This window comes from Ohtaekwangia kribbensis (assembly GCF_042676245.1).
GTDB lineage: Bacteria > Bacteroidota > Bacteroidia > Cytophagales > Cyclobacteriaceae > Ohtaekwangia > Ohtaekwangia kribbensis.
Genome location: NZ_JBHTKA010000003.1, coordinates 225,809 through 252,652, shown reverse-complemented (window position 1 = coordinate 252,652; position 26,844 = coordinate 225,809). Strand labels below are relative to the sequence as shown.

General features: G+C 42.5%; 19 protein-coding genes and 1 tRNA gene. 13 read left to right on the top strand and 7 right to left on the bottom strand.

The window, feature by feature from the left end; translation table 11 throughout:
* Positions 1 to 20: 20 nt before the first annotated feature.
* A complete protein-coding gene (locus ACFQ21_RS11625) occupies positions 21 to 2,489 on the bottom strand; it encodes an ABC transporter permease (protein ID WP_377579137.1) in 2,469 nt (822 codons plus the stop codon).
* A 292-nt stretch (positions 2,490 to 2,781) separates the two neighbouring features.
* On the opposite strand from ACFQ21_RS11625, the gene ACFQ21_RS11620 reads away from it, so the two are divergent.
* The 3 genes from ACFQ21_RS11620 (at position 2,782) to ACFQ21_RS11610 (ending at position 5,835) form a co-directional block, all read left to right on the top strand.
* A complete protein-coding gene (locus ACFQ21_RS11620; RefSeq protein ID WP_377579135.1) occupies positions 2,782 to 3,576 on the top strand; it encodes a DUF4261 domain-containing protein in 795 nt (264 codons plus the stop codon).
* Positions 3,577 to 3,661: 85 nt separating this feature from the next.
* A complete protein-coding gene (locus ACFQ21_RS11615; RefSeq protein WP_377579133.1) occupies positions 3,662 to 5,395 on the top strand; it encodes a family 43 glycosylhydrolase in 1,734 nt (577 codons plus the stop codon).
* A gap of 137 nt (positions 5,396 to 5,532) precedes the next feature.
* Positions 5,533 to 5,835 carry a DUF1330 domain-containing protein gene (locus ACFQ21_RS11610; RefSeq protein WP_377579131.1) on the top strand — a complete coding sequence of 101 codons (303 nt, stop codon included), beginning with the start codon at positions 5,533 to 5,535 and terminating at the stop codon, positions 5,833 to 5,835.
* Positions 5,836 to 5,906: 71 nt separating this feature from the next.
* Here ACFQ21_RS11610 and ACFQ21_RS11605 read toward each other — a convergent pair whose 3' ends face one another.
* Positions 5,907 to 6,518 (bottom strand): hypothetical protein, encoded by a 612-nt coding sequence (locus ACFQ21_RS11605; RefSeq protein WP_377579129.1) that lies wholly within the window; start codon positions 6,516 to 6,518, stop codon positions 5,907 to 5,909.
* 136 nt (positions 6,519 to 6,654) lie between these two features.
* On the opposite strand from ACFQ21_RS11605, the gene ACFQ21_RS11600 reads away from it, so the two are divergent.
* From ACFQ21_RS11600 to ACFQ21_RS11590, 3 genes are read left to right on the top strand one after another with little or no spacing between them, the layout of a single operon-like run.
* Positions 6,655 to 7,359 (top strand): phosphodiester glycosidase family protein, encoded by a 705-nt coding sequence (locus ACFQ21_RS11600; protein ID WP_377579127.1) that lies wholly within the window; start codon positions 6,655 to 6,657, stop codon positions 7,357 to 7,359.
* Positions 7,360 to 7,408: 49 nt separating this feature from the next.
* Positions 7,409 to 7,945 carry a hypothetical protein gene (locus tag ACFQ21_RS11595; protein ID WP_377579124.1) on the top strand — a complete coding sequence of 179 codons (537 nt, stop codon included), beginning with the start codon at positions 7,409 to 7,411 and terminating at the stop codon, positions 7,943 to 7,945.
* A gap of 16 nt (positions 7,946 to 7,961) precedes the next feature.
* Positions 7,962 to 8,450 carry a T6SS immunity protein Tdi1 domain-containing protein gene (locus tag ACFQ21_RS11590; RefSeq protein WP_377579122.1) on the top strand — a complete coding sequence of 163 codons (489 nt, stop codon included), beginning with the start codon at positions 7,962 to 7,964 and terminating at the stop codon, positions 8,448 to 8,450.
* Positions 8,451 to 8,533: 83 nt separating this feature from the next.
* On the opposite strand, the gene ACFQ21_RS11585 is transcribed toward ACFQ21_RS11590, so the two are convergent.
* Positions 8,534 to 9,469: a hypothetical protein gene (locus ACFQ21_RS11585; protein ID WP_377579120.1), complete on the bottom strand. Its 936-nt coding sequence runs from the start codon at positions 9,467 to 9,469 to the stop codon at positions 8,534 to 8,536.
* 143 nt (positions 9,470 to 9,612) lie between these two features.
* Between ACFQ21_RS11585 and ACFQ21_RS11580 the strand changes: the two genes are divergently transcribed.
* Positions 9,613 to 10,386, top strand: a complete 774-nt coding sequence (locus ACFQ21_RS11580) for a DUF6882 domain-containing protein (RefSeq protein ID WP_377579118.1) — start codon at positions 9,613 to 9,615, stop codon at positions 10,384 to 10,386.
* A 321-nt stretch (positions 10,387 to 10,707) separates the two neighbouring features.
* Here ACFQ21_RS11580 and ACFQ21_RS11575 read toward each other — a convergent pair whose 3' ends face one another.
* Positions 10,708 to 11,547, bottom strand: coding sequence for an SDR family NAD(P)-dependent oxidoreductase (locus tag ACFQ21_RS11575; RefSeq protein ID WP_377579116.1), 840 nt, complete (start codon positions 11,545 to 11,547; stop codon positions 10,708 to 10,710).
* 127 nt (positions 11,548 to 11,674) lie between these two features.
* Positions 11,675 to 12,997, bottom strand: coding sequence for a DUF6794 domain-containing protein (locus ACFQ21_RS11570; RefSeq protein WP_377579114.1), 1,323 nt, complete (start codon positions 12,995 to 12,997; stop codon positions 11,675 to 11,677).
* A gap of 148 nt (positions 12,998 to 13,145) precedes the next feature.
* Here ACFQ21_RS11570 and bla point away from each other — a divergent pair, with 148 nt between their 5' ends.
* Complete coding sequence (gene bla / locus ACFQ21_RS11565) at positions 13,146 to 14,009, top strand: subclass B3 metallo-beta-lactamase (protein WP_377579657.1); 864 nt, start codon at positions 13,146 to 13,148, stop codon at positions 14,007 to 14,009.
* 517 nt (positions 14,010 to 14,526) lie between these two features.
* Here the strand turns inward: bla and ACFQ21_RS11560 are convergent.
* Positions 14,527 to 14,599, bottom strand: a tRNA-Lys gene (locus ACFQ21_RS11560).
* Between the two features lie 60 nt (positions 14,600 to 14,659).
* Here ACFQ21_RS11560 and ACFQ21_RS11555 point away from each other — a divergent pair.
* The gene (locus ACFQ21_RS11555; protein ID WP_377579112.1) at positions 14,660 to 15,394 is read left to right on the top strand and encodes an SH3 domain-containing protein; all 735 of its coding nucleotides are present in this window, start codon (positions 14,660 to 14,662) and stop codon (positions 15,392 to 15,394) included.
* Here the strand turns inward: ACFQ21_RS11555 and ACFQ21_RS11550 are convergent.
* On the bottom strand, positions 15,377 to 18,127 hold the full coding sequence (locus ACFQ21_RS11550; RefSeq protein WP_377579110.1) for a T9SS type B sorting domain-containing protein: 2,751 nt from the start codon (positions 18,125 to 18,127) through the stop codon (positions 15,377 to 15,379). The genes ACFQ21_RS11555 and ACFQ21_RS11550 overlap by 18 nt on opposite strands.
* A gap of 36 nt (positions 18,128 to 18,163) precedes the next feature.
* Between ACFQ21_RS11550 and rlmD the strand changes: the two genes are divergently transcribed.
* The 4 genes from rlmD (at position 18,164) to ACFQ21_RS11530 (ending at position 26,525) form a co-directional block, all read left to right on the top strand.
* Positions 18,164 to 19,654: a 23S rRNA (uracil(1939)-C(5))-methyltransferase RlmD gene (gene rlmD, locus ACFQ21_RS11545; protein WP_377579108.1), complete on the top strand. Its 1,491-nt coding sequence runs from the start codon at positions 18,164 to 18,166 to the stop codon at positions 19,652 to 19,654.
* 161 nt (positions 19,655 to 19,815) lie between these two features.
* Entirely contained in the window at positions 19,816 to 21,138 is a 1,323-nt protein-coding gene (locus ACFQ21_RS11540) for a pyridoxal phosphate-dependent aminotransferase (RefSeq protein WP_377579106.1), read from the top strand.
* 214 nt (positions 21,139 to 21,352) lie between these two features.
* Positions 21,353 to 23,851, top strand: a complete 2,499-nt coding sequence (locus ACFQ21_RS11535; protein WP_377579104.1) for an ABC transporter permease — start codon at positions 21,353 to 21,355, stop codon at positions 23,849 to 23,851.
* A gap of 208 nt (positions 23,852 to 24,059) precedes the next feature.
* Positions 24,060 to 26,525, top strand: coding sequence for an ABC transporter permease (locus tag ACFQ21_RS11530; RefSeq protein WP_377579102.1), 2,466 nt, complete (start codon positions 24,060 to 24,062; stop codon positions 26,523 to 26,525).
* Positions 26,526 to 26,844 lie beyond the last annotated feature (319 nt).

Genomic DNA, 26,844 nt, shown 5'->3' with positions numbered 1-26,844 from the left:
AAGCTCGAAGCTAATTAATACTATTCGCTTCGCAAGGACTTCACCGGGTTTGCGCGCGCAGCCTTAATGGTCTGAAAGCTCACGGTGAGCATGGCCATGGTAAGTACAAAACACCCTGCTATAACAAATACTTCAGCCTGTATAGTTACGTGGTATGAGAAACTTTGTATCCATTCGTTCATCACGAAATATACCAGAGGCACCGCCAAAACGGTTGCAAGCAGAATGAGTCTGATATATTCTTTGGACAGGTGAAAGAAAATTCCAATTTCGCTCGACCCTAGTACTTTTCGTATGCCAATCTCCTTGGTGCGTTGCATCGTGGTATAGGCCGCAAGCCCTAACAATCCAAGACAACCAATGGCCAGCGCCAACGCAGCAAAGGTGGTGAACAGTAGGCCGAACTGGCGCTCATTTTTATATTGTGCGTTGAAATAGTCATCGAGGAAAAAGTATTCGAATGGATTGCCCGGAAAAGCTTTGATATATGCTTTCTCAATCTGTGCGATTGTCTCCGTAATATTTTTGGAGTGAATACGCAGCGAATAGTATTCTCCGTTTTCGATGTCGCAGTAAAAGACTGTAGGTTGCAGTGGATTCTTTAGCGATACCTGGTGGTAATCATTCACAACGCCTACAATGATCGGATCATACCAATCCGGAATGGACAGTGTTTGTCCTATAGCATCTTCAGGATCCTTAAACCCTAACTGTTTTACCAGTGACGCTGTAATTACAACCGATGTGTCCACATCCTGCACATGCTCGTGTGAAAATACTCTGCCGGCCAGCAGATTCATTTTATAGACATCTGCAAACTCGTAGTCCATGCTGTTGGTGAGAACAGACATAAGTTGGTCGTCAGCGGTGCCGTAACGCTTTACGTCTATTTTGTACTGACGCTGTTTGCCGGGTATAGTATATGACATGCTGAACGATTCTACCGCAGCACTACCTTTTAATTCATTTCGAAATGCTTCTACCGATGCATTGAATCCTGGCAATCTTGGCCCTATACCCGGACGCTCTACTACCAGCACCTGATCTATATTTACCCCTATATTTTGATTCAGCATGTGGTTCAGCTGACTATACACAATGAGTGTTCCGGCAATCAGTGATACTGAAGCTACGAATTGAACCACCACCAATGACTTACGCAATAATACACCCCTGGAACTGTTTTTCATTCTTCCTTTAACAATCAACAATGGACTGAAAGATGATAGTATCATAGCCGGGTAAAAACCTGCAAGTACTGTGCCTCCCATCCAAAGTATAAATAGCAAAACCACAAACCAGGTTTGCAGCAAATAATTTACATCGAGCGGTAAGCCGGATATGGAGTTGAATATCGGTAGTATAGCGCTCACGAGTGTAAGCGACAGAATAATGCCAGCAAGATTGATGAGCGAAGCCTCGGTAAGAAATTGTTTTACGAGTTGAACTTTCAGCGCACCCATGATTTTACGAACACCTACTTCACGTGCACGCTCCATGGCTTGTGCGGTGGCGAGGTTTACATAGTTGATTAACGATATACCCAATACGAACAACCCGATTAATCCCATGAAGTATAGGATGCGTCCATCGCTGTTCAGTTCGGCTTCGTCTGCCAGTTGAGATGTAAGGTGTATATCATGCAGCGGTTGTACTGTAAATACATTTCGCTGTTCACTTTGCGCGATGTTTGGATTATACTTTTTTTCAAGTGTATTAAGGCGTTTGGTGAAGTCGTTCACATCTGTACCTGGACGAAGCTTTACATAGGTATACATGTCATTGCGTGTCCAGCTCAGGTCAAAGCGAGGTATCCCGCCATAGGCATAATACCTTGGATCACCCTGTCGCGCGAATAGTGTTTTATACGAGAAGAGTATATCAAATTTCAAATGCGTATTGTCATGTGTCTCATCCACTACTCCGGTTACGTGCACAAGTTCATCGTTGCTGTCATCATCATGCATGTGTAATTCTTTGCCGATCGGATTCTCGTCACCAAAATATAGCCTTGCATATTCCCGGGTGATCACCGCTTTGTTGGGTTCTGCCAGAGCTGTGGCAATATCACCAGCGGATAACGTATAGCCCATTACCGACAGAAACGAAGAATCAGCATAGAGAAATCTTTTTTGCTTGATGGCCACAGGTCCGTGTGAGCCATGCTCATTCGTGATGATCACATTATTCTTGTAGCCTAAATTATAAGCACGTGTAACATCCAGCACTTCGGGGAGATCGGCCAGTGCATGCGTAAGTGCCGGATAATTCTCCGCACTTGCCTGCAGGCGTTCTTCGTTCCGGTATACTTCCAATGCAATGCGATAGATAGAAGATGCAGAAGGATTGAAGTCTTCGTAGCTGCTTTCGAATTTTATATATAGAGCGATGAGTAGGAAAACACTCATGCCGAGAGCGAGTCCGAATACATTGAGGAGCGAGAAGAAACGGTTTTTCTTAAACGTGCGGACAAAGGTTTTCAAGAACATAGGGTTGGGTTTGCTTTTCTATTGCAAGCTTAATGCCGGGGGTAAGGTATTGCAAATCAACGGGGTAGCTATACTATGCTGGCCGAATGCGGACGAAAACGTTCGGTAGCGGAAATAGCTGCTGGCCGCGAGCCGGGTCGAGAGAGTTGGAATGGTGTCAGGATATATAGGACTCAAGACTTTGAGACAACGATTTTGTTAGTAGTTTCCTGATCAAAAATATGCATTTTACTAGTAGCTTGCAGCTAACAGTCAGAACTCGATTTGCTATACTATAAATTAAAATCCACACATGGGACTTTTTGATATTTTTAAAAAGAAAGAAACTCCTTCATCTGCACAACCGGAAAGTAAGACACTGCTCGCTATGCCGATGTTTAACAATGGCGAACAATATAATTTGAATAGTGTTCTGGGGAACCTGAAAAGTTTTTGGGGACTAAATGTGACTGACTTGCAAGGGGATGACAATACCGCTGTGTTCAGGATTAACAGTGAGATGGTTGCCATTGCCTATATGCCTGCTCAAATACCCTGGGGCGATATCGAGGGAACGGCACAATATGCGTACAACTGGCAAACGGCCGCACAGGATTTAAAAGAACACAATGGACACGCTATTGTTTCCATGATGTCAGGAAGCAAAAGCGCTGTGGAGCGTTATCGGATTTTTAGTAAAGTACTTTGCGCTATATTATCAACATCTAATGCGATTGGAGTTTATCAGGGGAGTCAGACGTTGTTGATTCCAAGGGAGCAGTACCTGGATTTCGTAACGGATTTGAAAGATGACAGGACGCCTATACCGCTTTGGGTATATATTGGTTTGCGTGGTTCACAAGCAGGCAATAGTATATATACGTATGGATTATCAGTCTTTGGAAAGCAGGAAATTGAAGTGATTGATTCGAAGTTGAAACTGGAGGAGCTCTATAATTTTATTCTTAATATTAGTGCATATGTAGTAGGTAGCGATGTTACACTTAGAGATGGTGAAACACTTGGCTACACGGCCGATCAAAAGATAAAGATCACGTCTTCCAAAGGTAAATTTATAGAAGGAGAGTCGTTGAAGCTGGAGATGTAACAGTTTACAGCGAATAAAAAATATTAAAGTCTATGCAGGATTTAGTAATAGGTGTTAAATTTACACATAATACTAAATCAACCCGATGAAAGCAGTAAAGCAAGCAGTTATCTTCCTGGCACTGGTATGTTGCCTCGCAGCATGCAAAAAGAATGAACCTGAAGCTGTTGTAGATACTCCACAAACATTTTGCAATCCTATTGATATAAGTTACAGGTTTTGCCTGGATGAACCTTCGAGAAGAGAGGCCGCCGATCCTTCGATCGTCTGGTTTAAAGACCGCTATTTCTTGTTTGCATCCAAGTCAGGTGGGTATTGGTATTCGAATGACCTGGTTAATTGGACATTCGTTGAAACCAGTGAGATACCGGTAGAAGAATATGCGCCTACTGCTATCGCCATTCAGGATACACTATATTTCCTGGCTTCGTCCAACGAGAAGAGTACGTTGTATAAATCATCCGATCCGCTTAGTGGTAAGTGGACTATTGCACGTGAGAAGCTTGAACGCCCCGTATGGGATCCTGCCTTCTATCTCGATGACGATAAAAAACTATATCTATACTGGGGATGCTCGGATGTAAACCCTATATATGGCGTTGAGGTAGATTACAAAAAGAACTTTTCATTTATAGGACAACCAAAAGAACTGCTTCGTGCGGATACTGCCAATCATGGATGGGAAGTGCCGGGCGATAATAACACGCGGAAGAAGCAGGCTCCGTGGATTGAAGGCGCATGGGTAAATAAACACAATGGTAAATATTACCTGCAGTATGCGGGCCCGGGTACAGAATACAAAAGCTATAGTGATGCTGTATATATAGGAGACAGTCCGTTGGGACCATTTACGATTCAGGCCCATAATCCGTTTGCCTATAAGCCGGGCGGTTTTGCTGCGGCTGCCGGTCATGGAAGTACATTTGCTGATCCTTATCAAAATTACTGGCATATAGGCACGAGTACAATCTCGGTAAAACACATGTTTGAGCGCAGGTTGGTGTTATATCCTACATTTTTCGATGAGCAAGGTACACTTCATGCAACCACCAAGTATGGCGATTACCCGATGATCATGCCGAAGAAGCAAATCAGCAACTTCGAAGAGATTTTCCCGGGATGGATGTTGCTATCCTATAATAAACCGGTTCAGGTGTCATCGTCTATCGATTCACTTCCGGCCAGCTATATAACCGATGAGAACATGCGAACCTACTGGTCAGCGCAAAGCGGAAATGCAGGCGAGCACGTGGTACTCGATCTGGAAAAGACCGTAGATGTATATGCTGTCCAGATCAACTTTGCAGAACACAATACAAAAATCTTCGGCAGACAAAAAGATATTTTTCACAGATATACCGTTGAGTATTCTGACAACGGCACCGATTGGACAATGCTGATCGGCCAATCGAAAAGCGAAACTGATAAATCGCATCCATACTTCCCGTTGAAACAGAAGATAGCTTGTCGGTATATTAAACTTTCAAATGTCCAGGTACCGGATGGTAATTTTGCTGTGAGCGGATTGCGAGTTTTCGGTAAAGCAAATGGCGATCTTCCCGCTAAAGTCACAAACTTGCAAGCGCAACGCAACGCGAACGACAAACGCAGCGTAACCCTCACCTGGGACAAAGCCGCCAATACTACCGGCTACGTTATTAGCTATGGTCTCGCCAAAAATAAGCTATATCAAAGCTATATGGTATACGATGCCACTACCGTGACGATCAATAGCCTTAATGCTAAAGAGAAGTATTACTATACGATCGAGGCGTTTAATGAGAGTGGCATTACGAAGAGCGAGACGGTTGTTGAATAATGTGTTTACGTGTGTACGTAGTTTGAGTCTTTTAATTATGTGTGCTTTACCTGGTGACATAAAGTTTGAAGTATATCGTTAAATTAGTGTAATCAAACTGGCGGCCAGCAGCTCGAAGCCAGCAGCTCTAAAAAAGAATGCTCTACATCACGCAACTCATCTACATCGTTCCGGGGCAGGAGGATGTCTTCGATCAATTCGAGGCTGTTGCTATACCCATTATTGCAAAGTATAACGGGCGACTGTTGTTTCGCGTAAGGCCGGACGATGACGCATATATTGAGTATAGCACTGATAAACCGTACGAGATACATCTCGTGGAGTTTGATTCACAGCAGGACTTTGAGAACTTCAAACTCGATGAAGAGAGGAAGAGGTTTTTACATCTGAAGGAAAAATCTATCAGGGCTTCAATTCTTATTCAGGGAACGAAGCTCTGATGGATGTGTTGAGGTGTTAATGTGTTGGGTGTTGGTGTTGTGGACTAAACACCGTTTAATATATAGTATAATTATAAACGCTCCAGGTTGTCAGGTAGTCTACCGGCAAGGAAGTCTGCACGGTGTTGTGGGTTGTCGAGTTCTATTTCGTAGTTTACCCATTCTCCATTTTCATCCAGGGTGCCTACGTGGCGCGGGCCATTCGCGTGTTCATCGAAGTGCCAGAGTATAAGGAAGCCGTCTTCGTTGGAGAAGCCTTCGTGGTCGGCTTGAAATATACCCTGGGTGATGTCCCAGAATAACATTTTCAGTTCGGTTACAACGTCCCAGTAATTTTCTTCGCCTATCTCCCGACTTACGATCTCGAAAGTATATACCACTTTAATCTGGTCGAAATAATTTATCAGCCACGCAGCAGCGTTGTCGGGTTTGTCTCCGTATACAGCATCTTTAAAGGCCTGCATTTGTTCTTCCCCTCGTGCACCAGGTTGTATTTCCGTCTTCTCAATCAACACAAGGTCTGTTCCCCGTTGACTTTTCAAAATGATCTGTTCCCAATTGTCAGCTACACCACGTTGAAGATGAAAGTCAGCCTGCAGGTTTTCTCCTGCTAATTTTTCATGTATATCACCCACGGTGATGTTCGGATTTACTTTACCTAATATGCGAAACGAATAAGCCACTTGGTTGCCGTTTATCCAGCAAGATACTCTTTTTGTGTTGATGTGTTAAGGTGTTGAAGTTGCAGAATTTGGAAAATGTCGATGGAAAAGTATAAGCGGCTTTTATATATTAGTATTTATATAATTATAAGATTTAATGCTTAACAGGTTTAGTTTTTTTGCCGTTCTTACTTTTTTACTCCTCGCAGGTGCTTCACAAATCACGGAGGATTCAAAATTTGTAAGTTTCATTACCAGCGCCTCAAGTCTCAGATTCTATTGGAAAGATGATAATGGACAAATTTTTAAAAGTATTCAAAATCTGAAGACTTATATTGAGAGTGGCGATAAGGAATTAAGATTTGCAATGAATGGAGGTATGTATATGAAAAACAATTCTCCGCAGGGACTTTATATTGAAAATGGTATTACATCTACACCTCTCGATACACTTAAGGGTGCTGGTAATTTTTATTTGAAGCCTAATGGCGTGTTTTATATAACAAAAGATAATAACGCAGTTGTTTGCCGAACGGAGGATTTTATAGATAAAGGGCAAGTTAATTTTGCAACACAGTCTGGACCTATGTTGTTAATTGATGGACAAGTGCATCCTGCATTTAAGAAAGGTTCCGTCAACCTGAATATCAGAAATGGAGTGGGCATTCTTCCTGATAACAGAGTGGTCTTTGCTATGTCTAAACAGGAAGTTAATTTTTACGACTTTGCCGAGTTCTTCAAGAGCATGGGCTGTAAGAACGCACTTTACCTGGATGGTTTTGTTTCTCGTACCTATTTGCCAGAGCAAGAATGGAAACAGCTGGATGGGAACTTTGGTGTTATTATTGGTGTGCTGAGATAGCAGGATTGAATCCTATAATCCATAGGACGGATACTAAATTGTTTAGACTATGAAATCGTTATTACTAGTAGCTTTAATGGTGTCAATAAGCCAGGCATTTGCATGTAAGTGTAGTGAAACATGGACCGTTCGGGAATCATTTAAGTATGTACCTATAATTATATCAGGAAAGGTGTTGAAAAGGAAAGTTGTTTCTTTTGCCGAGATGATTCGAACGGACAAGTTGCACGATATAGAAAAGGACATTGCAGGAGATTCGCAGAAACTTAAGATGTTTGAAATGAATTTTATTTTTGAAGTTCAATTCTTAGTAACGGAACGTTTTAAGGAATTGAATATTCCGGACACCATTACGATTTACACTACTATAACATCCGGTTCTTGTGGCTTTAGATTTGAAGAAGGAAAGGAATATATAGTTTATGGAACGAAGAAGGGATTCTATCCTTTCATGTTAACAGAGGTAATGAAGAAAGAAATGATAGAAAGAGAAAATACCTATTGGACGACTCATTGCACTCGGACTCAACTATATAATGACCTTGAAGCAAAGGAATTGAGAACGTTAAGAAAAAGAATGGAATAGTAACTGAATTATAATAATGAAAATTACGTGGGACGACTTACGAATTGATTTTGACGAGAACACCTCTGATAAACTGATTGCGGATTGGAAATGGCTTATTGGTGAGAATAAGACACCTGTACTTGTTACAAGTATTGGAGATATATTTCTTAAAGACGATAAGGATAAAATATACTGGTTAAATGTTGGTGAAGGAACTGTAGCAGTTGCTGCTGATAACGTGGGAGAGTTTAAGGAAAAGTTGCAAGATCATGAACAAGTGAATCACTGGTTCCTGGTTGATCTGGTGGCAGCACTAAAGAAAGCTGGTCTGGAATTAGACAAAGGAGAGATATACTCATATATAAAACTCCCAGTTTTAGGTGGTGACTACACTGTAGATAATTTTGAAGTGACGTCCATGGAAGTTCATTTCTCTTTCGCTGGTCAAATTCATAGACAGGTAAAGGATTTGCCGGATGGTACGAAGATTAATGCCATTAAATTTAAACCGAACCACAACTAATTTTTTAACGACAAGCATTCAGGCTTTGTGCCTTCAGTTCTGAGCAATTGAATTTACATCCGCGCACAAATAACGGATAACAATCACCGAATAACAAGCCGCAACGGCAAACTCTCCTCCGTCTTCACAAAAGCAATCTCCTTTACTTGTTTGATGTTGATGCTGTCGAATTCTACAATGCAGTCGTTTAGCTTGTAAAGGGTATCGACTATTTCTCCGTGTTCAGCTTTGTTGTACAGGTATGGTCTCTTCAGGTATATTTCGTTGTTGTTGGTAACGTGAATTTTTCCCATGTCGGCAAGTTCCTGTTTGTTTGCACCTGCCAGTAGTGCGCCTCCATTCACAAATATATAGTCTGCGTTGGTGAGTGTAGTGAGGTGTTGCTTCAGTATAAACTCGATGTAGTGTTTGTCGCGGTTCAGTGGTATGGTGTTCTTTGTAAATTCGTCAACGGTGTATAATTTGTAGGATGACAACATGGTGGGATTGCCGCCATTGTTACCTGATTGTACGCCTTTGCGCATATACCCATCTGCATCAACGGACTGCTCCGGTTTTTCATGGATATAGAAATACCAGTCGTTGATAATTACATCGTCTGTTAATGAAAAGTGTCCGCCATAACGCAAGCTGTCGATAATCATCGTTGTTAAGGGTATAGTATAATCTTCGTCTGATGCCTTACCGTTTTTTATATACTCTGTCTGGTATAGCATCTCGCTTTTAATAAGTTTTGCCTGGGTAGGATTTACCAATATGTTGCTTCTTCCGGTTACATCAAGCGAGTCAACACGGTCGTTGTATTTTACAGTGTGTTTCCCGATATCAATTGTCTTGCGAATGGAGGAGTCTGCCGGTACTGCCACCGGTTCATTATCGATCGTGATTGTTATTGCATTCTTTGAAGGATTATAGATATAGATTGTGTCGCGCCCGGGGCCAGAGCAGGCAAATAACAAACTTGCTGTACAAACAACGATTGATAATTGATAGAAGAATTTGGATAAGGTAAGGTTCATGGTAAGAGCTATTCGGTAGATTTCTTTATCAAATTAATATTAATGAACCGATTTAACTATCGAAGTTTCGGGAGACTGTCGGAAGTCCATACAAAGCGCCTTGAAATCATGACAATTGTTTAAGTTTGGCGAAAATAGAATCTATGTCCGTTGATACATTTGAGATCTTTGCGGATGAATGCTGCCAACAGATTTCTGCTATGCAGAATTCATTTCTGGAATCATATGACATGGATAGTTATGAAAACTGGTTCTTTGATAAAGACTTTGGTGTGTTCCATTTTCAATCAAATGACGGGCGCAATCTTTATTTCAACTATACATTAGCCGGGTCATTTTCAACGAAAACAAATACGTGGAAATGGTCATGGGCTAACGAGTACCTGAAAGACTCTGAACGAAGAGATATTGAAAAAGTGCGAGCATTCGGTCTTGATAAGGGCTATACACAACTCTTCACCGGCCTGATTGATGGCGATGAATATACAGGTTGGGCTATGACTTCAGTAGCAGCCAAAGTATTGGATGCGATTGGTGTATATAGATTTTCCGAAGATCATCTCTTCTTCTATTTTGTATTTACCGGTGTGGTAAGTGAAGAAGAATATACGAAACAGAAAGAGAAATATAATGTGACCTGTGGAGCACATGGTGCAAGAAGGGCTGCGTTTGTTTGTCAACATTTAAACAGTTATACGCGTACCGGTTTTCACGAGCCTTTTGATTCAGACCCGTCAATAGAAGCAGACGATGATTACCAGGCGTGGTGTGATGCGTGTGAGAAGGTTAGATTACACGAAGGCGAATGGAACGATGTCTCGGAAGGATTTGCGAAGATCAGACTTGTTTGTGATCAATGTTTCTTCGAGATCAAGGCGAAGAACGTGGATGAAGACTCCAACGATAATAACCGCTGACTATTTGAAAAAATGAGTGAAAATATACCTCGAATTGTTGTATTAGTTTGTGCGGTGTTGTGAAGTATATATTTCAAGTATTAATGCATTTGACCCGATAAACTTCAATTAAAATTTCAAAAGCATCACTTCATCGTTCAATATATGTTGTTAAAAGATAAACCGATGCTAGATACGATATATACCTATACTTTTGAGTCATCTATTGCCCCGCATAGGCAAGGTTAGGAATCAAGGCCGGCAAATCCAGACGGGAAACTGCCGGTCTTATGTTTTTAAAGGGACTTATTCATTCTCCGTATATAGTTTCTTCCACACGTATTATCGACTTGTAACTAACGCTGCACCAGCCGAGTGGGCTTCCTTGATCTTTGGTGCGCGATAATTCAATCCGACAGTTGTACCCCCGGTTACGTCCACAGTCACCCCGGTAATCATGTTTGCCAACTCAGATGACAGGAAAACTGCAACCTGCGCTATATCATTCATCATCGGAAGTTTTTTGAGCATGGTATCATTCTTCATGCTTTGCAATACATGCTCCATCTCCTGCGGAACGGCATCTATAGCCTGCTTAAACACCTGTGAATCAGGTGAGCCTGCGGAACGTATATTTACAACCCGGACGTTATAAGCACCTACCTCCGAGGCGAGGTTGGTAACGAAAGTTTCCATAGCAACACAGGCCGAAGAAAAGCCTCCGGTATAGGGATAGCCAATGCCACCCGGTGTTGCTGTTAATGAGAGTATAACTCCGGATTGTTGCTTCATCATTTTTCGCGCAGCCGCAGTTGATGTAAGGAATTGTGATTGCAGCGCGATGGTTATAGGCCGCATGTAATCGTCTGCCTTCATGTCGACCAAAGGTATATCTTGTACCGACTGAAAGTCGATGGCGCAGAACGATATATCAATGGTAGTTCCGTCATTGCTAAGTTTATCGAGATATGCCTGAATTGATTTTTCGTTGAGTGCATCTACAATGGCTATTTCTGCTTTGCCACCGATGGCTATAATTTCATCAGCAACTTTTTGCAAGCGATCGGCTGTGCGTCCGGTTAAGAATATTTTAGCACCTGCCTGTGCAAGTGTGTGTGCAACAGTGCTGCCGAGCGAGCCTGCGGCACCATAGATGATGGCATTTTTATTTTGGAGTAACATGTGTTTGGGGGGTTATGTAAATATAGATACGCTACTCCCAAAAATACGGGTAACACTTTTAAAGTAACGTGGCGGTTTGCGGCAGGTTAGGGTTGTGCATGCGACAACATTTGTATGTGAAACTTTATTACCGGGGCAACTCGTCCAGTTTTAATTCGTGCCCGTTCAGATACCGGTGATAAAACCGAATGACGATGCCTGACATATCATCGGGATGAAACACACCAAGTTTGTTGAAGTGATTGGATAACCGCGAGCCTTTCCAAAGTCCCCAGTTGTTACGGATCCAGAGTCCTAATCCCATGTGGTATTTGTCCAACGAATTTTCACTTGCGTTGGCGAAAGATTGTTTATCAGCGGATGATAATAGTTTGTCAAGTTGTTTAAAGCAATCCTGCAGATCAGCCGGAATATATACATGATCAATGGAATCCTGCTGGATGCGTTTTTTATATTCAAGTTTGTCTTGCTTGATCTCCTGCTTCCGTTCTTTTCTCGCGACTGATGCCGATTTTTTTCTGAACCCGGTAATATAGCGGAAGTACCATTTCTCAATTCCATCCGGAATTTCTTCTTTATTGAACCGGAGTGTTCTGAATAATTTTGAGATCTCTTCGCGATAGAAGTTGTCGAGCATTTCAATTTGTAGTTCTTCGCACTTGCCGGTTGAATCAATGGCTATCAAAATTTCGAACATGTAGTGTTTATAATTTTGTTCGAAATCCCGGTTGTTGCCTTCCAGGAAAACTACATTCATTTTTTCTTCGAGCACGGTCCAATACTCTCTTCCATTTTCAAGTTTAGGAAGTCCGAATTGAGTGGGTATATCAATCGTATAGTTTTTAGTTCTTCGTTTGGCTGGCTGCACCGTATGGCTGCTGAGAAAACTTGTAAGCAACTCTTTCTTCATGATCTCTCCCGTTGCAATCGAGAATGTATATACCATTCCACTTTCCAACAGCAACGACAAGGTATCACCACTTACCTGCACATTGTTGCTTTTGTTGATGAAGGGAAACTGAATGGCGCTGTCGGACTCGCTATAGGAATTATATAACAGCGCAGGTGTGAGCGTTGAATCCGTGAGGTTGAAGTCGCTCAGGGTATATATATGGTTGACTGCTCCCCGATGATAATGTGTGAGGATGCCTGATTCATCCGTTACGGAGGGATCAATCCAGTTGTCCAGATAAAACAGCGATTGTCCATCGTTACTGAGAAACAAATAGTCGGGCGAAAAGTACCGGTTAATTGTTATGATCGGTTTCAACGTGTCGTCCGCTGAAACAACAACGGTCTTCCCGAGATCTGTCCAGACCTGGTCCGAGAAGGGTGTAGAATTTACAAAGAATTTTTCATTCTCTGAATATACCTTGTAAGGATACGCCAGCTGAGCAACACAGTGAAGATGCAGGCATGCCAGTATTGTTAAAAGTATAGCCTTGGACATGGATAAATATAGGACATTTCAGGTTTATTTTAGTATCTGTATCCATCCCTTTTGTTCTTGACGATTTGTAAAGTCACCGTTGGGCATTCAGAGTTTCTGCTATATTGCAATTGTCTTACGAAAAAATATCATGATACATAAAGGATTGATGTCTGTACTTGGCGCTATTGTCATTTTAACCATCACTGCACAGCGTGCCGATGCGCAGAAGGCTGTGAAACATCCGATTGCCAATGAAGAATGGTCGCGTGACTATCAGCCCTTTCGTATTGCGGGTAATCTGTACTACGTTGGTACGTATGATCTGGCGGCATACCTGATCACTACACCGCAGGGTCATATACTTATTAACACGGGGCTTGATGACTCCGAAGCCCTGATCCGTGCACACATAAATACACTTGGCTTCAAGTTCAAGGATATAAAACTACTACTGGCTACGCATGTGCACTTTGATCATGTGGGAGCTATGGCTGCTATAAAAAAGCAAACCGGGGCCAGGCTGATGATCAACGAAAAAGATGCACCGTTGTTGGTCGATGGTGGTGACTCTGACTATATATTGGGAGGGAAGGGAGCCACATTTGTGCCTGTGAAAGCGGATCGTTTGTTACACGACCGCGATACAATAAAGTTAGGTGACATGAATATAGTGATGTTGCATCATCCCGGTCACACACCCGGTGCCAGCAGCTTTCTGTTTGATGTGAAAGATGAAAAGCATACATATAGGGTGCTGATTGCAAACATGCCCTCGATACTCGATGAGACAAACCTGGCCGGCATGCCGCGTTACGCAGATGTTGGTAAGGATTATGCCTATACTCTGAAAGCAATGAAAGCTTTGCAGTTCGATTTGTGGTTGTCTTCGCACGCCAGTCAGTTTGACCTGCACAAAAAACATAAGCCGGGGGACGCTTACAAACCGGAGGTGTTTAGCGATCGTTCAGGTTATGATGAATCACTGACGGAATGGGAGAAGGTATATAGCGAACGGTCGGGAAGTAAATAAGTTCGTGACTGACGCATTGAGAAAATTTCTGTTCACGTTCTCTGTTTTCAATTCGCAGGAAATCGAAGCTGTGATCGACAGTGTGAAGATCATCACTCAATATAATTTCGGCCGATGCTGCTTTAACGAATCTGGATTTTTCTTTCAGGCAGGTTTAATTGGATGCACAAAAATTGTTCATCGTTGAACGTTGTGCCTTGACTTTGGGTGAGAAAATTGAAACACGGCAATGCTCCGGGCAAGGCATTGAAATTTATTCCCATCCGGTCGTATTAAAAGAAAGTTTTGCCTGAAAGAAAAATTTTAAATGACAGGGCAGATCACCAGTATATATAGAAAATTTTACCACGATTTAATAATAAATAGACGAGGCATCATGGTTGACTTTTAAAAGTCCCGAAAAAAAGATGTAGGCAGCAGAAATATTTTCAAAAAAAATATTTCAGAGAAATGATAGCGACAGAACGCCTGTAAAATGAAAAAAGCTTCGAGAAGGTTTCTTCGAAGCTTTTTGAAGTGATCCCGCTGGGATTCGAACCCAGGACCCATACATTAAAAGTGTATTGCTCTACCAGCTGAGCTACGGAATCTTGTCAATTTTGCGGTTTTTCCCGTAATTGAGGGCACAAAGGTAATCCAATCTGAATTATATGCAAAGGTGCGTTTCAAAAAATCTTATTATTCTTTTCATAAATATTTTTTGCGCGAGCTATACGCTTCTCGCTCAGACTTCTACACATCGGCTGAGTCAGGCAGATTCTCTTTTTAAAGAGAAACGCTACGTGCAATCACTCGATCATTATAAAGCAATCTTTGAACAACATGAATATTCTCCTGCTATGTTGCTGAAAATGGCATACATAGAAGAAGGATTGCAGCAAACCGGAGCAGCACTTTATTACCTGAATCTCTATTACAATGTAACAAACGACAAGTCGGTACTCGAAAAAATGGAAGAGCTGGCCGACAAGCATAATCTGGAAGGTTATAAACAAACAGATGCCGGCAGATTTTTGTCGTTCTACAACGATTATCATTGGCCTGTAGGCATTGCGTTAATGGCCATTGCTTTTTTGTTGTTAGGACTGAGCTTTTATTTAAAAAGAAGAAAGCACTTGTACTGGCCCTCGCTCGTGGTGATGGTGCTTGTGCTGGGAGCGCTGGTGGTGCATAATACGGTTGGGACAAAAGTTGCTATGGGTATTGTAGCAAACACCAACACCTATATTATGGACGGACCTTCACCGGGTGCTTCTGTTGTCTCTGTTATTCAATCCGGGCACCGTGTGGAAATTGTAGGAAAAAAAGATGTTTGGATAAAAATTATGTGGCAGGGCGAGACAGCTTATATAAAAGAGAATAACCTGTTACCGTTGAGCCTGTGATTCATCATCCCAGTACGAAACCGTAACAACGCCTTTATATTCTTTGTCTGAATATTTCACGAGGTAATAATATACTCCGGATGCTTCACCGATGGCGTACCATTTGAACTCGCGGTCGGCACTGGCAAAAACTTCTTTGCCCCAGCGGTTATATATGGTAATGCCTTCGAAATGTCCTGCACAGTTATCGAGCGGGAGAATATTGAGAAGTTCTCCGGTAGTAGCATCACGTTTCATCATGGCGAAGTAGTCATTCTTTAAATCACCATTTGGTGAAACGAAGTTGGGTGGGAGAAACTCGGTATCGCTTCCGTCTATGTCTTTGATCTTGATATTTACTTCTACAGTATCACCTTTCCCGTTAAAGCAGCGGTCGTCTGTAACCAGGAATGTAAATATGTAGTCATTTTCATATTGCCCGTTGGTAAAGATGTTGCATTCAGGTTTCCACGTAAAGGGCGATTGGACAGTGCCGCGACCTTCCGCGCCTGTAAACGTGTAGCCCTCGGGTTGTACGTTGCCGGTCGCTGAAAGTAATTTCAGCTGCAACATATCGGCTTCAGGGTAGGTGTCTGGATCAATGCCATTCAGACTAAGGTCTATCTGCTGACCAAGTGTAACCACCATCGAGTTATTAAGACTCAAGGCTATAGCGGGGTTGACGCTGGATACGAACAGCTGGGGTTCGGTATTATCAGGTGGCATTAATTTTACATTCACTACCAGTGTATCATAATATAGAAAGCGACATTTGTTTTCGTTATCCGCTACCAGGAAGTGAAAAGTAAATTCATCTTTTACATCCAGGTCTACATTATCGCACCGTATATTCCAGGTAAAGAGTGAGCTTACATTTTCATAGTCAACATCCTGTGGAAATGAAATGGAGTAATCAGCCATGCTGAAATTTTTTCCGGCTCCCGTCAGCACGAGTTTATCCTTGTCAAGATCTTTCCCATTGACATGAAATATCAGCGACTGGTTTACCTTTCTTTCCAGGTTTACAGTATCAATCAATGTACTGTTGTTGGTAAGCTCGGGCGATGATATAAGAGGTTTGCTGTTGCCGGGCAATTGTATGGTGAGATTTACTTTCATCCGGTCAGGATGATTGAAGGCGCATTGATCTTCGTCTTCAACCTGCAAGGCTATATCGAAGTTGGTGCGATTGGTGAAATTGAATACATCACACCGCGGGTCCCATGTTAACTCCGTAAACAACGTGTCGCCAACTTGTCCTAATGATTTAAAAGACATACCGGCACTGGCCAAGTCGACACCGATGCCAGGTATAATTACCTGGTTCATTTTATCACCATCTTCGTCAACAGCTTTAATCAACCATTTCTGTACAGGCGATCCTTCCGTTACGGTCTTCGTAATATCCGCTGTAGAATAATAGGGATTGTGATTAACCGGAGGCGTGATGTTTACCAATACCCGAAGAGTATCAAAGTATGGAAGGCTACACGCATCATCAAACGCAACAATGCCAACAGTATAGGGCCCTTCTATATAGGGACACTCATCAAAACATATCCGAAATGTTTTTGTCGGCGCAGATGCAGTAAGTGTTACCGAGGTAATGGCCGGAAGTATACCGCTGATATCTTTTTTGAAACCGATCGGTATAGCTTTGATCGTAACGTTCTCCATAAAGTTATCGGAACTCTTCAAAGCATCCGGATCAGACACCTGTACTTCAATGCAGCGATTGGCATCTGTTACTGTATTGCTGAATGTAACGTTCATCGTTTCATCATAGGTGAAACTTGCATCGGCTAATTTCTTTCCGAGTATTTGTGGCGGATCGGCCTGCGGACAAGCATCTACTACCAGCATCTGGAAGTCGCGTCTTACTTCACCAAGCTTTACACCTTTTCTATACTCTTCGCACTTCACCGCAAAAACATATAGTCCTTGTGTTTTTGGTGTAACCGTCAATAAACCATCCGTGCTGATCTTCAGATCAGGAGAACCACCAATGATATTCGTAAGACTAAAAGGCGATCGCCATGTTACCAGAGGATAGGGTGCAGGACTTGGTCCTCCGGAAGGAATAGCTTCTGCTGTATGTGTATTAAATGGCGTGACTAAAGTATATACCAGCGAATCGCCATCGACATCGGAACCGGCAAAATCTGCATAGTAAAATTTATTAGGACATGCATAATCATTCAGAGGAGGGAAGAGGCGTGGTGTTGAGTTAACGAAAGGCTCACCGTTTTTTACCACCGGAGGAAACTCCAGGTAAAAAGTTTGTCCTGCAGCATTCGGATAATCGATAACACCTGGGGGCGGTTCTTCACTTATAATGTTAAGCAAGCCTTTACTGTTATAGTTACGGCAGCAACGTTCCCATACAATATAGTATCCCTGGGCATCGCCATATTGGCTGTTGGAAAAAGTTACCTGCGTTTTATAGATCAGTTTGTTGGTTTGAATTTCACCGTTGGAGCATTCAGGTTGTGTATACGAAACGCGCGAGATACTATCGAGCGGCAGAAAAACGTCTTGCATAAAGGCATTATCGCGTTTACGGAAAATGCGCGCGTTTACAAAATCATCCTGCGCTCCCGGATTTCCGTTTTGCAGATCGAAATAAAGAATGAGTCGTACTTCGTAGCGATTGGCGGATATATACCGGATTTCAAACTCTCCGCCCACAATGTGCGAGGCAAGGGAAGGAAACGCCACCACAACCAATACCAGCAGCAGTAAATATCTTTTCATAACGTTCCGGCTAGAGATTAAATATAGGGAATAAGGATGAAGCGAAAAACTCCGGCAGGTTTGTATTTTTGCGCCCGTATGCGAAAAGGAGACATAATCGAAAATCTTGTAGTCGAAACCATGGCATCTGAGGGCAAATGCGTTTCGCGTGTGGATGGCAAAGTGATTTTTTTACAGGGCGGAGCTCCGGGCGACACTGTAGATGCACGCCTTACGAAAATAAAAAGCAGCTTCCTGGAAGGCACGGTTACGGCAATAAAGAAATTCTCGGCCGATCGCGAAACACCTTTTTGTATTCACTTCGGATTGTGCGGAGGTTGCTCCTGGCAACATATTAACTATCCTACACAGTTGTTATACAAGCAAAAGCAGGTAGTAGATAACCTGGAGCGATTGGGTGGACTAACACTCCCTGCGATCAGTCCAATTGTTGGATCTGCCAAAACAAGATTCTATCGCAATAAACTGGACTATACATTTTCTGCAGAACGCTGGCTCACCAAAGAGGAACTTCACGAGCGTAAAGAGGCGCAGCCCGATGCACGCATGCACCAGTTATATACTCCGGAAGATGTAGCGTTGGGGTATCATATACCGCGTAAATATGATTTGGTTTTCGATGTAAAGGAATGTCACCTGCAGCCCGATCCGTCCAATGCTATACGCCTCGCGGTGAAGGATGAGGCAATGAAAGCATCCATTCCATTCTTTGATCTGCGCAAGCAAATTGGTTTTCTGCGCACCATTACCATTCGCACTGCGAACACAGGCGAGACCATGATTATTCTGCAGGTAACGTACGATAAGATGGAATGGATCGAGTGTATACTTCATCGTCTTGAAAAAGATTTTCCACAGATCACTTCTTTCAATTATGTTATCAATGGTAAGAAGAATGATACGTTTGCTGATCTGAATATAGTTTGCTGGAAAGGTAATCCCTATATAACGGAATCCATGCCAAAGCCTGATGGTTCGGGTACACTTCAGTTTCGTGTGGGTCCTAAATCATTTTACCAAACAAACTCCGAGCAGGCTTACGAACTATATAGAATTGCCTGGGAGATGGCCGAGTTGAAAGGTGATGAACTGGTATATGATTTATATACAGGAACCGGTACCATTGCAAATTTCGTAGCGGGTCAGGCAAAGAAAGTGATAGGACTTGAATATGTAGCCGCAGCCATTGAAGATGCAAAAGTAAATTCGAAGATCAATAATATTTCCAATACTGACTTTTACGCAGGCGATATAAAAGATTTACTGGACGATGATTTTCTAAGTAAGCATGGAAGACCTGATACGGTAATTACTGATCCGCCCCGCGCAGGCATGCACGAGGATGTTTGCAAAATGCTTTTGAAAGCAGAGCCTAAAAAAATTGTATATGTGAGTTGTAACCCCGCCACGCAGGCCCGCGACCTGAGTATACTTTCCGAGAAATATACCCTTGCAGCTGTACAGCCGGTTGATATGTTTCCGCACACTATGCATGTGGAGAATGTAGTGAGCCTGGTAAGGAAGTAATGCATGGTCTGGGTCTTTTTACAGAGACAACAGGAACAGCGGAAAACATGTAAACTGTTATGTTCGTTGCTACCAAACACTTGTTCCAGAAAATTTTTTATTGATTATACTTGAATCCTTCCGGCAAAACTCTCAACATCGCTGCTTGAAAATTTTTAATCATGCGGCAGAAGTTATTAAGTGAAGGTGCAAAGGAATTAAGCTATGAGATCCGTGAGATCGTAAAGAAGGCTGACCAGTTAAAGAAACTTGGTGTGGCCATCTCGTGGGAGAATATTGGCGACCCTATACAGAAGCATCACAAACTTCCGCAGTGGATAAAGGATATCATTTCTGATATGATGAAACAGGATGATACCTATAGCTACTGTCCTTCCAAAGGGATGCTGGAAACAAGAGAATTCCTGGCCAAACAAACCAATGCCATGGGCGGTGTGCAAATTACCGCGGAAGACATCTGTTTCTTTAACGGACTGGGCGATGCTATTTCCAAAGCATACCAGTTCATATCTCGTACGTCACGGGTAATCGGTCCATCACCGGCTTACTCTACACACTCGAGTGCCGAAGCCGCCCACGCGGCACATGAACCGCTAACCTATAAGCTGGATCCAAACAACAAATGGTATCCGGACCTCGATGATCTATACAACAAGGTAAAGTATAATCCGAACGTAGTGGGTATACTCATCATCAATCCCGATAACCCAACGGGAATGGTATATCCGCTGGAAACCCTGAAGCGCATTGTAGAGATCGCAAAGGAGTTTAATCTCTTTCTGCTCGCGGACGAGATCTATATTAATATCACCTATAACGGAGCGCGGGCATATTCATTGGCGGAGATCATTGAAGATGTACCAGGTATATCCATGAAAGGTATATCCAAAGAATTACCGTGGCCGGGCGCACGCTGCGGCTGGATGGAATACTACAACCGCGATAAGGATGAAGACTTCAACCGATTTTGCCAGGCGTTGGACAATGCCAAGATGATTGAAGTGTGTTCTACCAAACTACCGCAGCTTACTATACCGAAGATATTGGGCGACCCTCGCTTTAAAGTATATCGCGAAGAGACCAATAAAAATATAGGACGCAGAAGTAAAATCATCTCGGATATACTCAGTACGGTGCCTCAGCTCACGTTTAATGAAACGTTTGGTGCTTTTTACAACACCATTATTTTTCGTGATGGAAGTTTAAAGCCTACACAAAAGCTGACGGTTACCAATACACAAGTTGGCAGTCTTGTTGACAGTTGGGTAAACAATGCCGATGGCACTCCCCGGAAAGATATAGCACTGGATAAGCGTTTTGTATACTACCTGCTTGCAGCCAAAGGAGTTTGTGTAGTACCGATATCATCATTCTGTTCCGAGCTGCAAGGCTTTCGCGTTACGTTGCTCGAAGAAGATGAAGATACACTCATCAAAACCTTCACAGCCATCCGTGATGGTATAGTGGAGTACCTGCAATCATAGTTTTCTCGTTGCCCGCAGAATGACCGATAAACGTATTTGATTTTTTCTGATTTGTTCTGCGTTTACCTGCTACATCTGCGGGCTTGAAATTTCAGAATCGGACACATACCGATAGATACCGTACGCTTCGCTTTTTTCGAACTTGCATTTAAGCGTTGATTTTGCAGAATTGCAGAGTGGTATATGCTTTGTCTTTTTAGCAGAAACTACTTGTATGCTGAAGTATTATCTCTTGCTGTTCTTTCGTAACATTAAACGTCAAAAATTATTTTCATTTATAAACCTCCTTGGTCTTACAGCCGGTATAGTCAGCACACTGGTTATATACCTGTATGTAACGGACCAATTCAGTCATGATCGTTTTCATAAACACGCTGAACATATTTTTCGTATCAACCAGACCTTTATCTGGGGTGAGAACGATGAGCATCAATTCTCATCTACCGGTCCGGGTGTAGCCTTCGCGTTGCAAGCCGAAATTCCGGAAGTAAAAGAAGTAACCCGCGTGCATCCGCCGGGCAAATTCCTGGTATCCTATACCAATCCACAACACGAGGCATTGGCGTTTGATGAGGGCGGCATATTAGCGGTTGATTCGAACTTTCTCAAAGTATTTACTTTCCCGTTACTAAAAGGAGATACCGAATCATCGCTTCGCTATCCAAACAGTGTAGTGGTAACTGAAACTACAGCACGTAAATATTTTGGGGATGAAGAGCCAGTCGGAAAATTGCTGGAGGTAGCTGATATCAACACCGATCATTATAATGCAACTTCCGCGGGGTCCAAGCAGGTATACCAGATTACCGGTGTTGTGCAAGATCCTCCTGCAAATTCATACTTCCAGTTTGATATGCTGATATCCATGAGTAGTCTGCCGAAAGTAAAACAACGCAGTTGGAGCTGGATATGGACAACTTTTGAAACTTTTGTGCTGCTTGATGAACGTGCTACTATAGATGCCGTGCGTTCCAAACTACCAGCGCTTCCACGCAAGTATGCGGAGACTACGTTGCAAAACGTAATGAACCAGTCGTTTGATGACTATATTAAGAGTGGTAAAAAATGGGAGCTGTTTGTGCAGCCACTTACAGCGATACATTTACACTCGTCCAATATATACAATCGGGTTGGTACTGTCGGGAGCATTACAACACTCTATATACTGATAGGAGTTGAAGCATTTATCGTGCTGTTGTCGTGCATCAATTTTATGAATTTGTCAACGGCACAATATACTCGCAGGATAAGGGAATCCAGCCTTCGGAAAATATTGGGTTCTGCACGTTCTCAGCTGGCCTTTCATTTTTTCTCAGAAGCTTTTATGTTTTGTTTCATTGCTGCCACGATAGGTTTTGGTGTAACACAACTTGTGCTGCCTTACTTTAATGTGCTAACGAACAATGACCTCCATTTGAATATACTTCGCCAACCCGTTGTCCTGGTCGTGTTGGGAACCCTCATCGTAGCCATGAGTTTGCTCTCAGGAAGTTACCCGGCAATTTTCCTGAGCAAGTTTGCCCCGGTGGAAGCGATGAAAGGAAAACTGCGCACTGGTAAACAAGGAAAAGCGCTACGCAATACATTGGTAACGTTTCAGTTTGTTATATCCATGGTGTTGGTGGTTTGTACACTCGTTGTGTTTCAGCAGCTTCGTTACCTGTCGCAAAAAGATATAGGCTTTAATCGTGAAAATCTGGTAGTAATTGATCGGGCAGAGTGGATATCCGATAAGAAAACTTTTTTACACGAACTCGGCAATATACCAAATGTAGAGGCGGCATCATGGGCTACATCGGTTCCTCCGAGAATATACGATGCCGATCAGTTTAACAGCGAAGGTTCTGCTGATAAAAAGGTATCGCTGAATTATGTAAAAGCAGATCAGCATTACCTGCCAACCTTAAACCTGGAAATGAAAGTTGGTCGCAATTTTTCTGAAAATATACCGGCTGATAAAGAACGCGTTATTCTGAATGAGACAGCTGTAAAAGAATTCGGCTGGACTGTCGATGAAAGCGTGATCGGAAAGAAAGTGCAATATCCCGGACAGGAAAAGGAGTTTGAAGTAATTGGCGTGGTAAAAGATTTCAACTATTGGACTTTGCAGGCACCTATTGAAGCTCTGGGTATATTTCATGTGGAAGGTAGTATTGCAACCAATGGTCATCAGTCCATGACAGTTCGTATTATACCAGGCGATCTTGATGCATGGAATAAATGTATAGCATCCTTGCAAACCAGTTGGAAACATCATGCCGGTGATGCTCCTTTTCAGTATGAGTTTGTTGATCAGGCTTTCGCGGAAAGCTATAAAGCAGAAGAACAATTCGGGAAAGCGCTTATTGTATTTGCCGTACTCGCGATTATGATTGCATGCTTTGGATTGCTGGGGATGATCATCTATACATTGGAACAGCGTACCAAGGAGATTGGTATTCGTAAAGTTGTAGGTGCATCGGCATTCAGCATCTGGATAATGATCGTGAAAGACTATACCACGCTCATTATACTCGCGATAGTATTAAGCACTCCATTTTGTATATGGTTCCTCAACAACTGGCTCGAAGATTTCAATTACAGGATCAGTATATCTCCATGGGCGTTTGCTGTTGCTGGCGGCAGTATGTTGCTGGCTGCAATAACTATTACAGGCTATCATGTGATGAGAGCTGCTCGCATGAATCCGGTGACTGTCCTTAAAGACGAGTAATCTTTTGGCCCGTAGAAGGCGTTGACAATCGCAGATAAAATGCATTTTATTTTTCTGCACTGTCAGCGAATTCTACGGGCATGAAATTCCGGAATCGAACACCCTGCGCTATTACCGGACGTCAATTTCTTCAAAAAATGCCTTATTTTGATCATTTTAGCGATGGTATGACCTTTGTCTCAACTACAGTCAAATCCTAAACGCAGGTATGATCAAGTATTATCTTCTCCTTTTTGTCCGGAACATCAAACGTCAGAGATTATTTTCTGCCATTAACTTATTAGGTCTTACTGCCGGTATCGTTAGTACTCTGCTAATATACCTGTATGTAGATCGTGAATTCAGCTACGATCGCTTCCATGGAAACGCAGAGAATATATACCGCATCAACCAGACATTTATCTGGGGCGAGAATGATAACAACCAGTTTGCTTCCCTTGGCCCTGGTGTAGCCTATGCTATAAAAACAGATATACCCGAAGCAACGGAAGTGACGCGCGTACAACCTCCCGGAGATTTTCTGGTAACGAACGCTGAAGATAAAAACAACATACGTGCATTCGATGAATCCAATATACTTGCAGTTGATTCCAACTTCTTCGAGGTATTTACTTTCCCATTGGTAAAGGGTGATATAAAAACGGCTTTACAAAAACCACACTCCGCTATACTTACGGAGTCGACAGCAAAGAAATATTTCGGATCGAAAGAAGCTATAGGAAAGTTTCTGCAATTCGGTGAAGACAGTGTAACCGAAACATATGAAGTTACCGCGATCGTGAGAGATGTTCCCGATAACTCTTATATCGAATTTGATATACTGGTGTCGATGAGCAGCTTTCCCCGCATCATGCAATCCAACGATCTTTGGCTTTGGACAACTTTCGAAACGTTTGTCTTATTGGACAAGCAAGCTTCCGTACCGGCATTCGAAGCGAAATTGCAGACATTGCCACGCAAGTATGCGGAAGGAACGTTGCAGCGCATCATGAATCAGTCGTTTGATGACTATATCAAAAGCGGAAAAAAATGGGATCTTTTTGCTCAACCGCTTACTTCTATCCGCCTTCATTCAACCAATGTATATAACCGCCTGAACAATGTAGGCAATGCTAACACAGTATATATATTGATGGGCGTTGAGGTGCTTATCATCTTACTCTCGTGTATCAATTTCATGAATCTTTCTACAGCACAGTATACACGCAGAATAAAAGAATCCAGCCTGCGCAAGATCATGGGCTCTGATAAAATTCAACTAGCATTGCATTTCTTTTCGGAAGCCTTTATGTTTTGCTGTCTCGCAGCATTAATCGGATTAGGACTGGTGCAGTTACTGCTGCCGTTCTTCAACGTGCTTACCGAAAGTCAACTTTCATTGAACCTGTTGCAGCATCCGGATATACTATGGGTGTTGTTGGGATTGATTGTAGTGATGAGTTTACTATCCGGGAGTTACCCCGCTATATTTCTCAGCAAGTTCTCTCCGGTAGAAGCGATGAAAGGAAAATTGAGAACCGGTAAACAAGGCAAGACTTTGCGTAACGGTCTGGTAACTTTTCAATTTGTTATTTCGATGGTGTTGATTGTTTGTACCATCGTTGTGTTTCAGCAACTGCGATTTTTAGGACAAAAAGATATAGGCTTCGATCGCGAAAATCTGATGATAATAAACCGCGTGGAGTGGATTAATGATGCGGAGAACTTTGTTCATGCGCTTGAAAATATACCGGGTGTTGAAAAAGCATCGTGGTGCAGCGGGGTGCCACCGTATCTTGCCGATGGCGATCAGTTCAGCGGTGAAGACTCCGGTGGAAAAATCACACCGCTAAACTATATCAAAGCAGACGAGCACTACGCAGCCACCTTAAGTATCAATCTGAAGGTAGGACGTAACTTTTTCAAAGATATACCGGGTGACAAAGATCGAATCATTCTCAATGAAACAGCCGTAAATGCATTGGGCTGGAACGTAGATGAAAGCGTATTGGGTAAAAAGGTAGATTACCCGGGCCGCGGTCGCTATGAAGTAATTGGTGTTGTAAAAGATTTCCACTACTGGTCAATCAATCAACCTATACAGCCGATGGCAATCTTCCATATCAAGAACGATATATTTACCATTGGAAAGAAGTATGCTGTATTGCGTGTTACTCCGGGCAGTGAAGAGTCGTTGACAAAATTGATTGCTTCTGTACAAAAGAATTGGCAACTACATGCTGGCAATCACCCGTTTCAGTATGATTTTGTTGATGATTCTTTCGAGCGCAATTTCCGTTCACAGGAAAAATTCGGACAGGCGCTTACTGTCTTCTCAGCGCTTGCCATTATAATAGCTTGCTTCGGTTTACTCGGTATGATTATATATACTTTGGAACAACGCACGAAAGAGATCGGAATCCGTAAAGTAGTAGGCGCATCGGTATGGAATATATGGATGCTGGTAGTGAAAGATTATACATTACTGATAATGGCCGCTATTGCTCTGAGTACACCATTATGTATATGGGGACTCAACAGCTGGCTCGAAGCGTTTCAATATAGGGTACCGATTTCTCCATGGGCATTTATTATAGCCGGAGGAAGTATACTCGCCACAGCATGGACTATAACAAGTTATCACGTAATTAAAGCAGCACTAACGAATCCCGTAACAGTCTTAAAAGACGAATAACATATTTCGATATATAGGGAGGCCAGCACATAAAATGTGTTGGCCTTTTATTTGCGTCTATCTGTGAAATCTGCGGGCCAAAAAGACACAGAATCTACCGTCATCATCCCCCGAAATTCAAACTTTACGAACGCCTGTAAGTAGTAGCTAACATTCGTTTTTAGCGAAATTTTCAAATATTTTTCTCATTTCACTTGAATCGTAATTGATTATTTGTGACAATTGTACTCGCACAGAATTTTATGATGAACAATCACCAAATCACCGAACGCTTGTTAAACTCTACGGAGTTGAACAGACTTTCTGTGCTTGTAATTAT

Coding starts and splice junctions, on each gene's coding strand:
- ACFQ21_RS11530 (WP_377579102.1), top strand. CDS start 24,060: ATGATCAAGTATTATCTTCTCCTTTTTGTCCGGAACATCAAACGTCAG.
- ACFQ21_RS11540 (WP_377579106.1), top strand. CDS start 19,816: ATGCGGCAGAAGTTATTAAGTGAAGGTGCAAAGGAATTAAGCTATGAG.
- ACFQ21_RS11610 (WP_377579131.1), top strand. CDS start 5,533: ATGCTCTACATCACGCAACTCATCTACATCGTTCCGGGGCAGGAGGAT.
- ACFQ21_RS11595 (WP_377579124.1), top strand. CDS start 7,409: ATGAAATCGTTATTACTAGTAGCTTTAATGGTGTCAATAAGCCAGGCA.
- ACFQ21_RS11615 (WP_377579133.1), top strand. CDS start 3,662: ATGAAAGCAGTAAAGCAAGCAGTTATCTTCCTGGCACTGGTATGTTGC.
- ACFQ21_RS11600 (WP_377579127.1), top strand. CDS start 6,655: ATGCTTAACAGGTTTAGTTTTTTTGCCGTTCTTACTTTTTTACTCCTC.
- rlmD (WP_377579108.1), top strand. CDS start 18,164: ATGAAGCGAAAAACTCCGGCAGGTTTGTATTTTTGCGCCCGTATGCGA.
- ACFQ21_RS11550 (WP_377579110.1), bottom strand. CDS start 18,127: ATGAAAAGATATTTACTGCTGCTGGTATTGGTTGTGGTGGCGTTTCCT.
- bla (WP_377579657.1), top strand. CDS start 13,146: ATGTCTGTACTTGGCGCTATTGTCATTTTAACCATCACTGCACAGCGT.
- ACFQ21_RS11575 (WP_377579116.1), bottom strand. CDS start 11,547: ATGTTACTCCAAAATAAAAATGCCATCATCTATGGTGCCGCAGGCTCG.
- ACFQ21_RS11590 (WP_377579122.1), top strand. CDS start 7,962: ATGAAAATTACGTGGGACGACTTACGAATTGATTTTGACGAGAACACC.
- ACFQ21_RS11585 (WP_377579120.1), bottom strand. CDS start 9,469: ATGAACCTTACCTTATCCAAATTCTTCTATCAATTATCAATCGTTGTT.
- ACFQ21_RS11555 (WP_377579112.1), top strand. CDS start 14,660: ATGCAAAGGTGCGTTTCAAAAAATCTTATTATTCTTTTCATAAATATT.
- ACFQ21_RS11580 (WP_377579118.1), top strand. CDS start 9,613: ATGTCCGTTGATACATTTGAGATCTTTGCGGATGAATGCTGCCAACAG.
- ACFQ21_RS11570 (WP_377579114.1), bottom strand. CDS start 12,997: ATGTCCAAGGCTATACTTTTAACAATACTGGCATGCCTGCATCTTCAC.
- ACFQ21_RS11620 (WP_377579135.1), top strand. CDS start 2,782: ATGGGACTTTTTGATATTTTTAAAAAGAAAGAAACTCCTTCATCTGCA.
- ACFQ21_RS11625 (WP_377579137.1), bottom strand. CDS start 2,489: ATGTTCTTGAAAACCTTTGTCCGCACGTTTAAGAAAAACCGTTTCTTC.
- ACFQ21_RS11535 (WP_377579104.1), top strand. CDS start 21,353: ATGCTGAAGTATTATCTCTTGCTGTTCTTTCGTAACATTAAACGTCAA.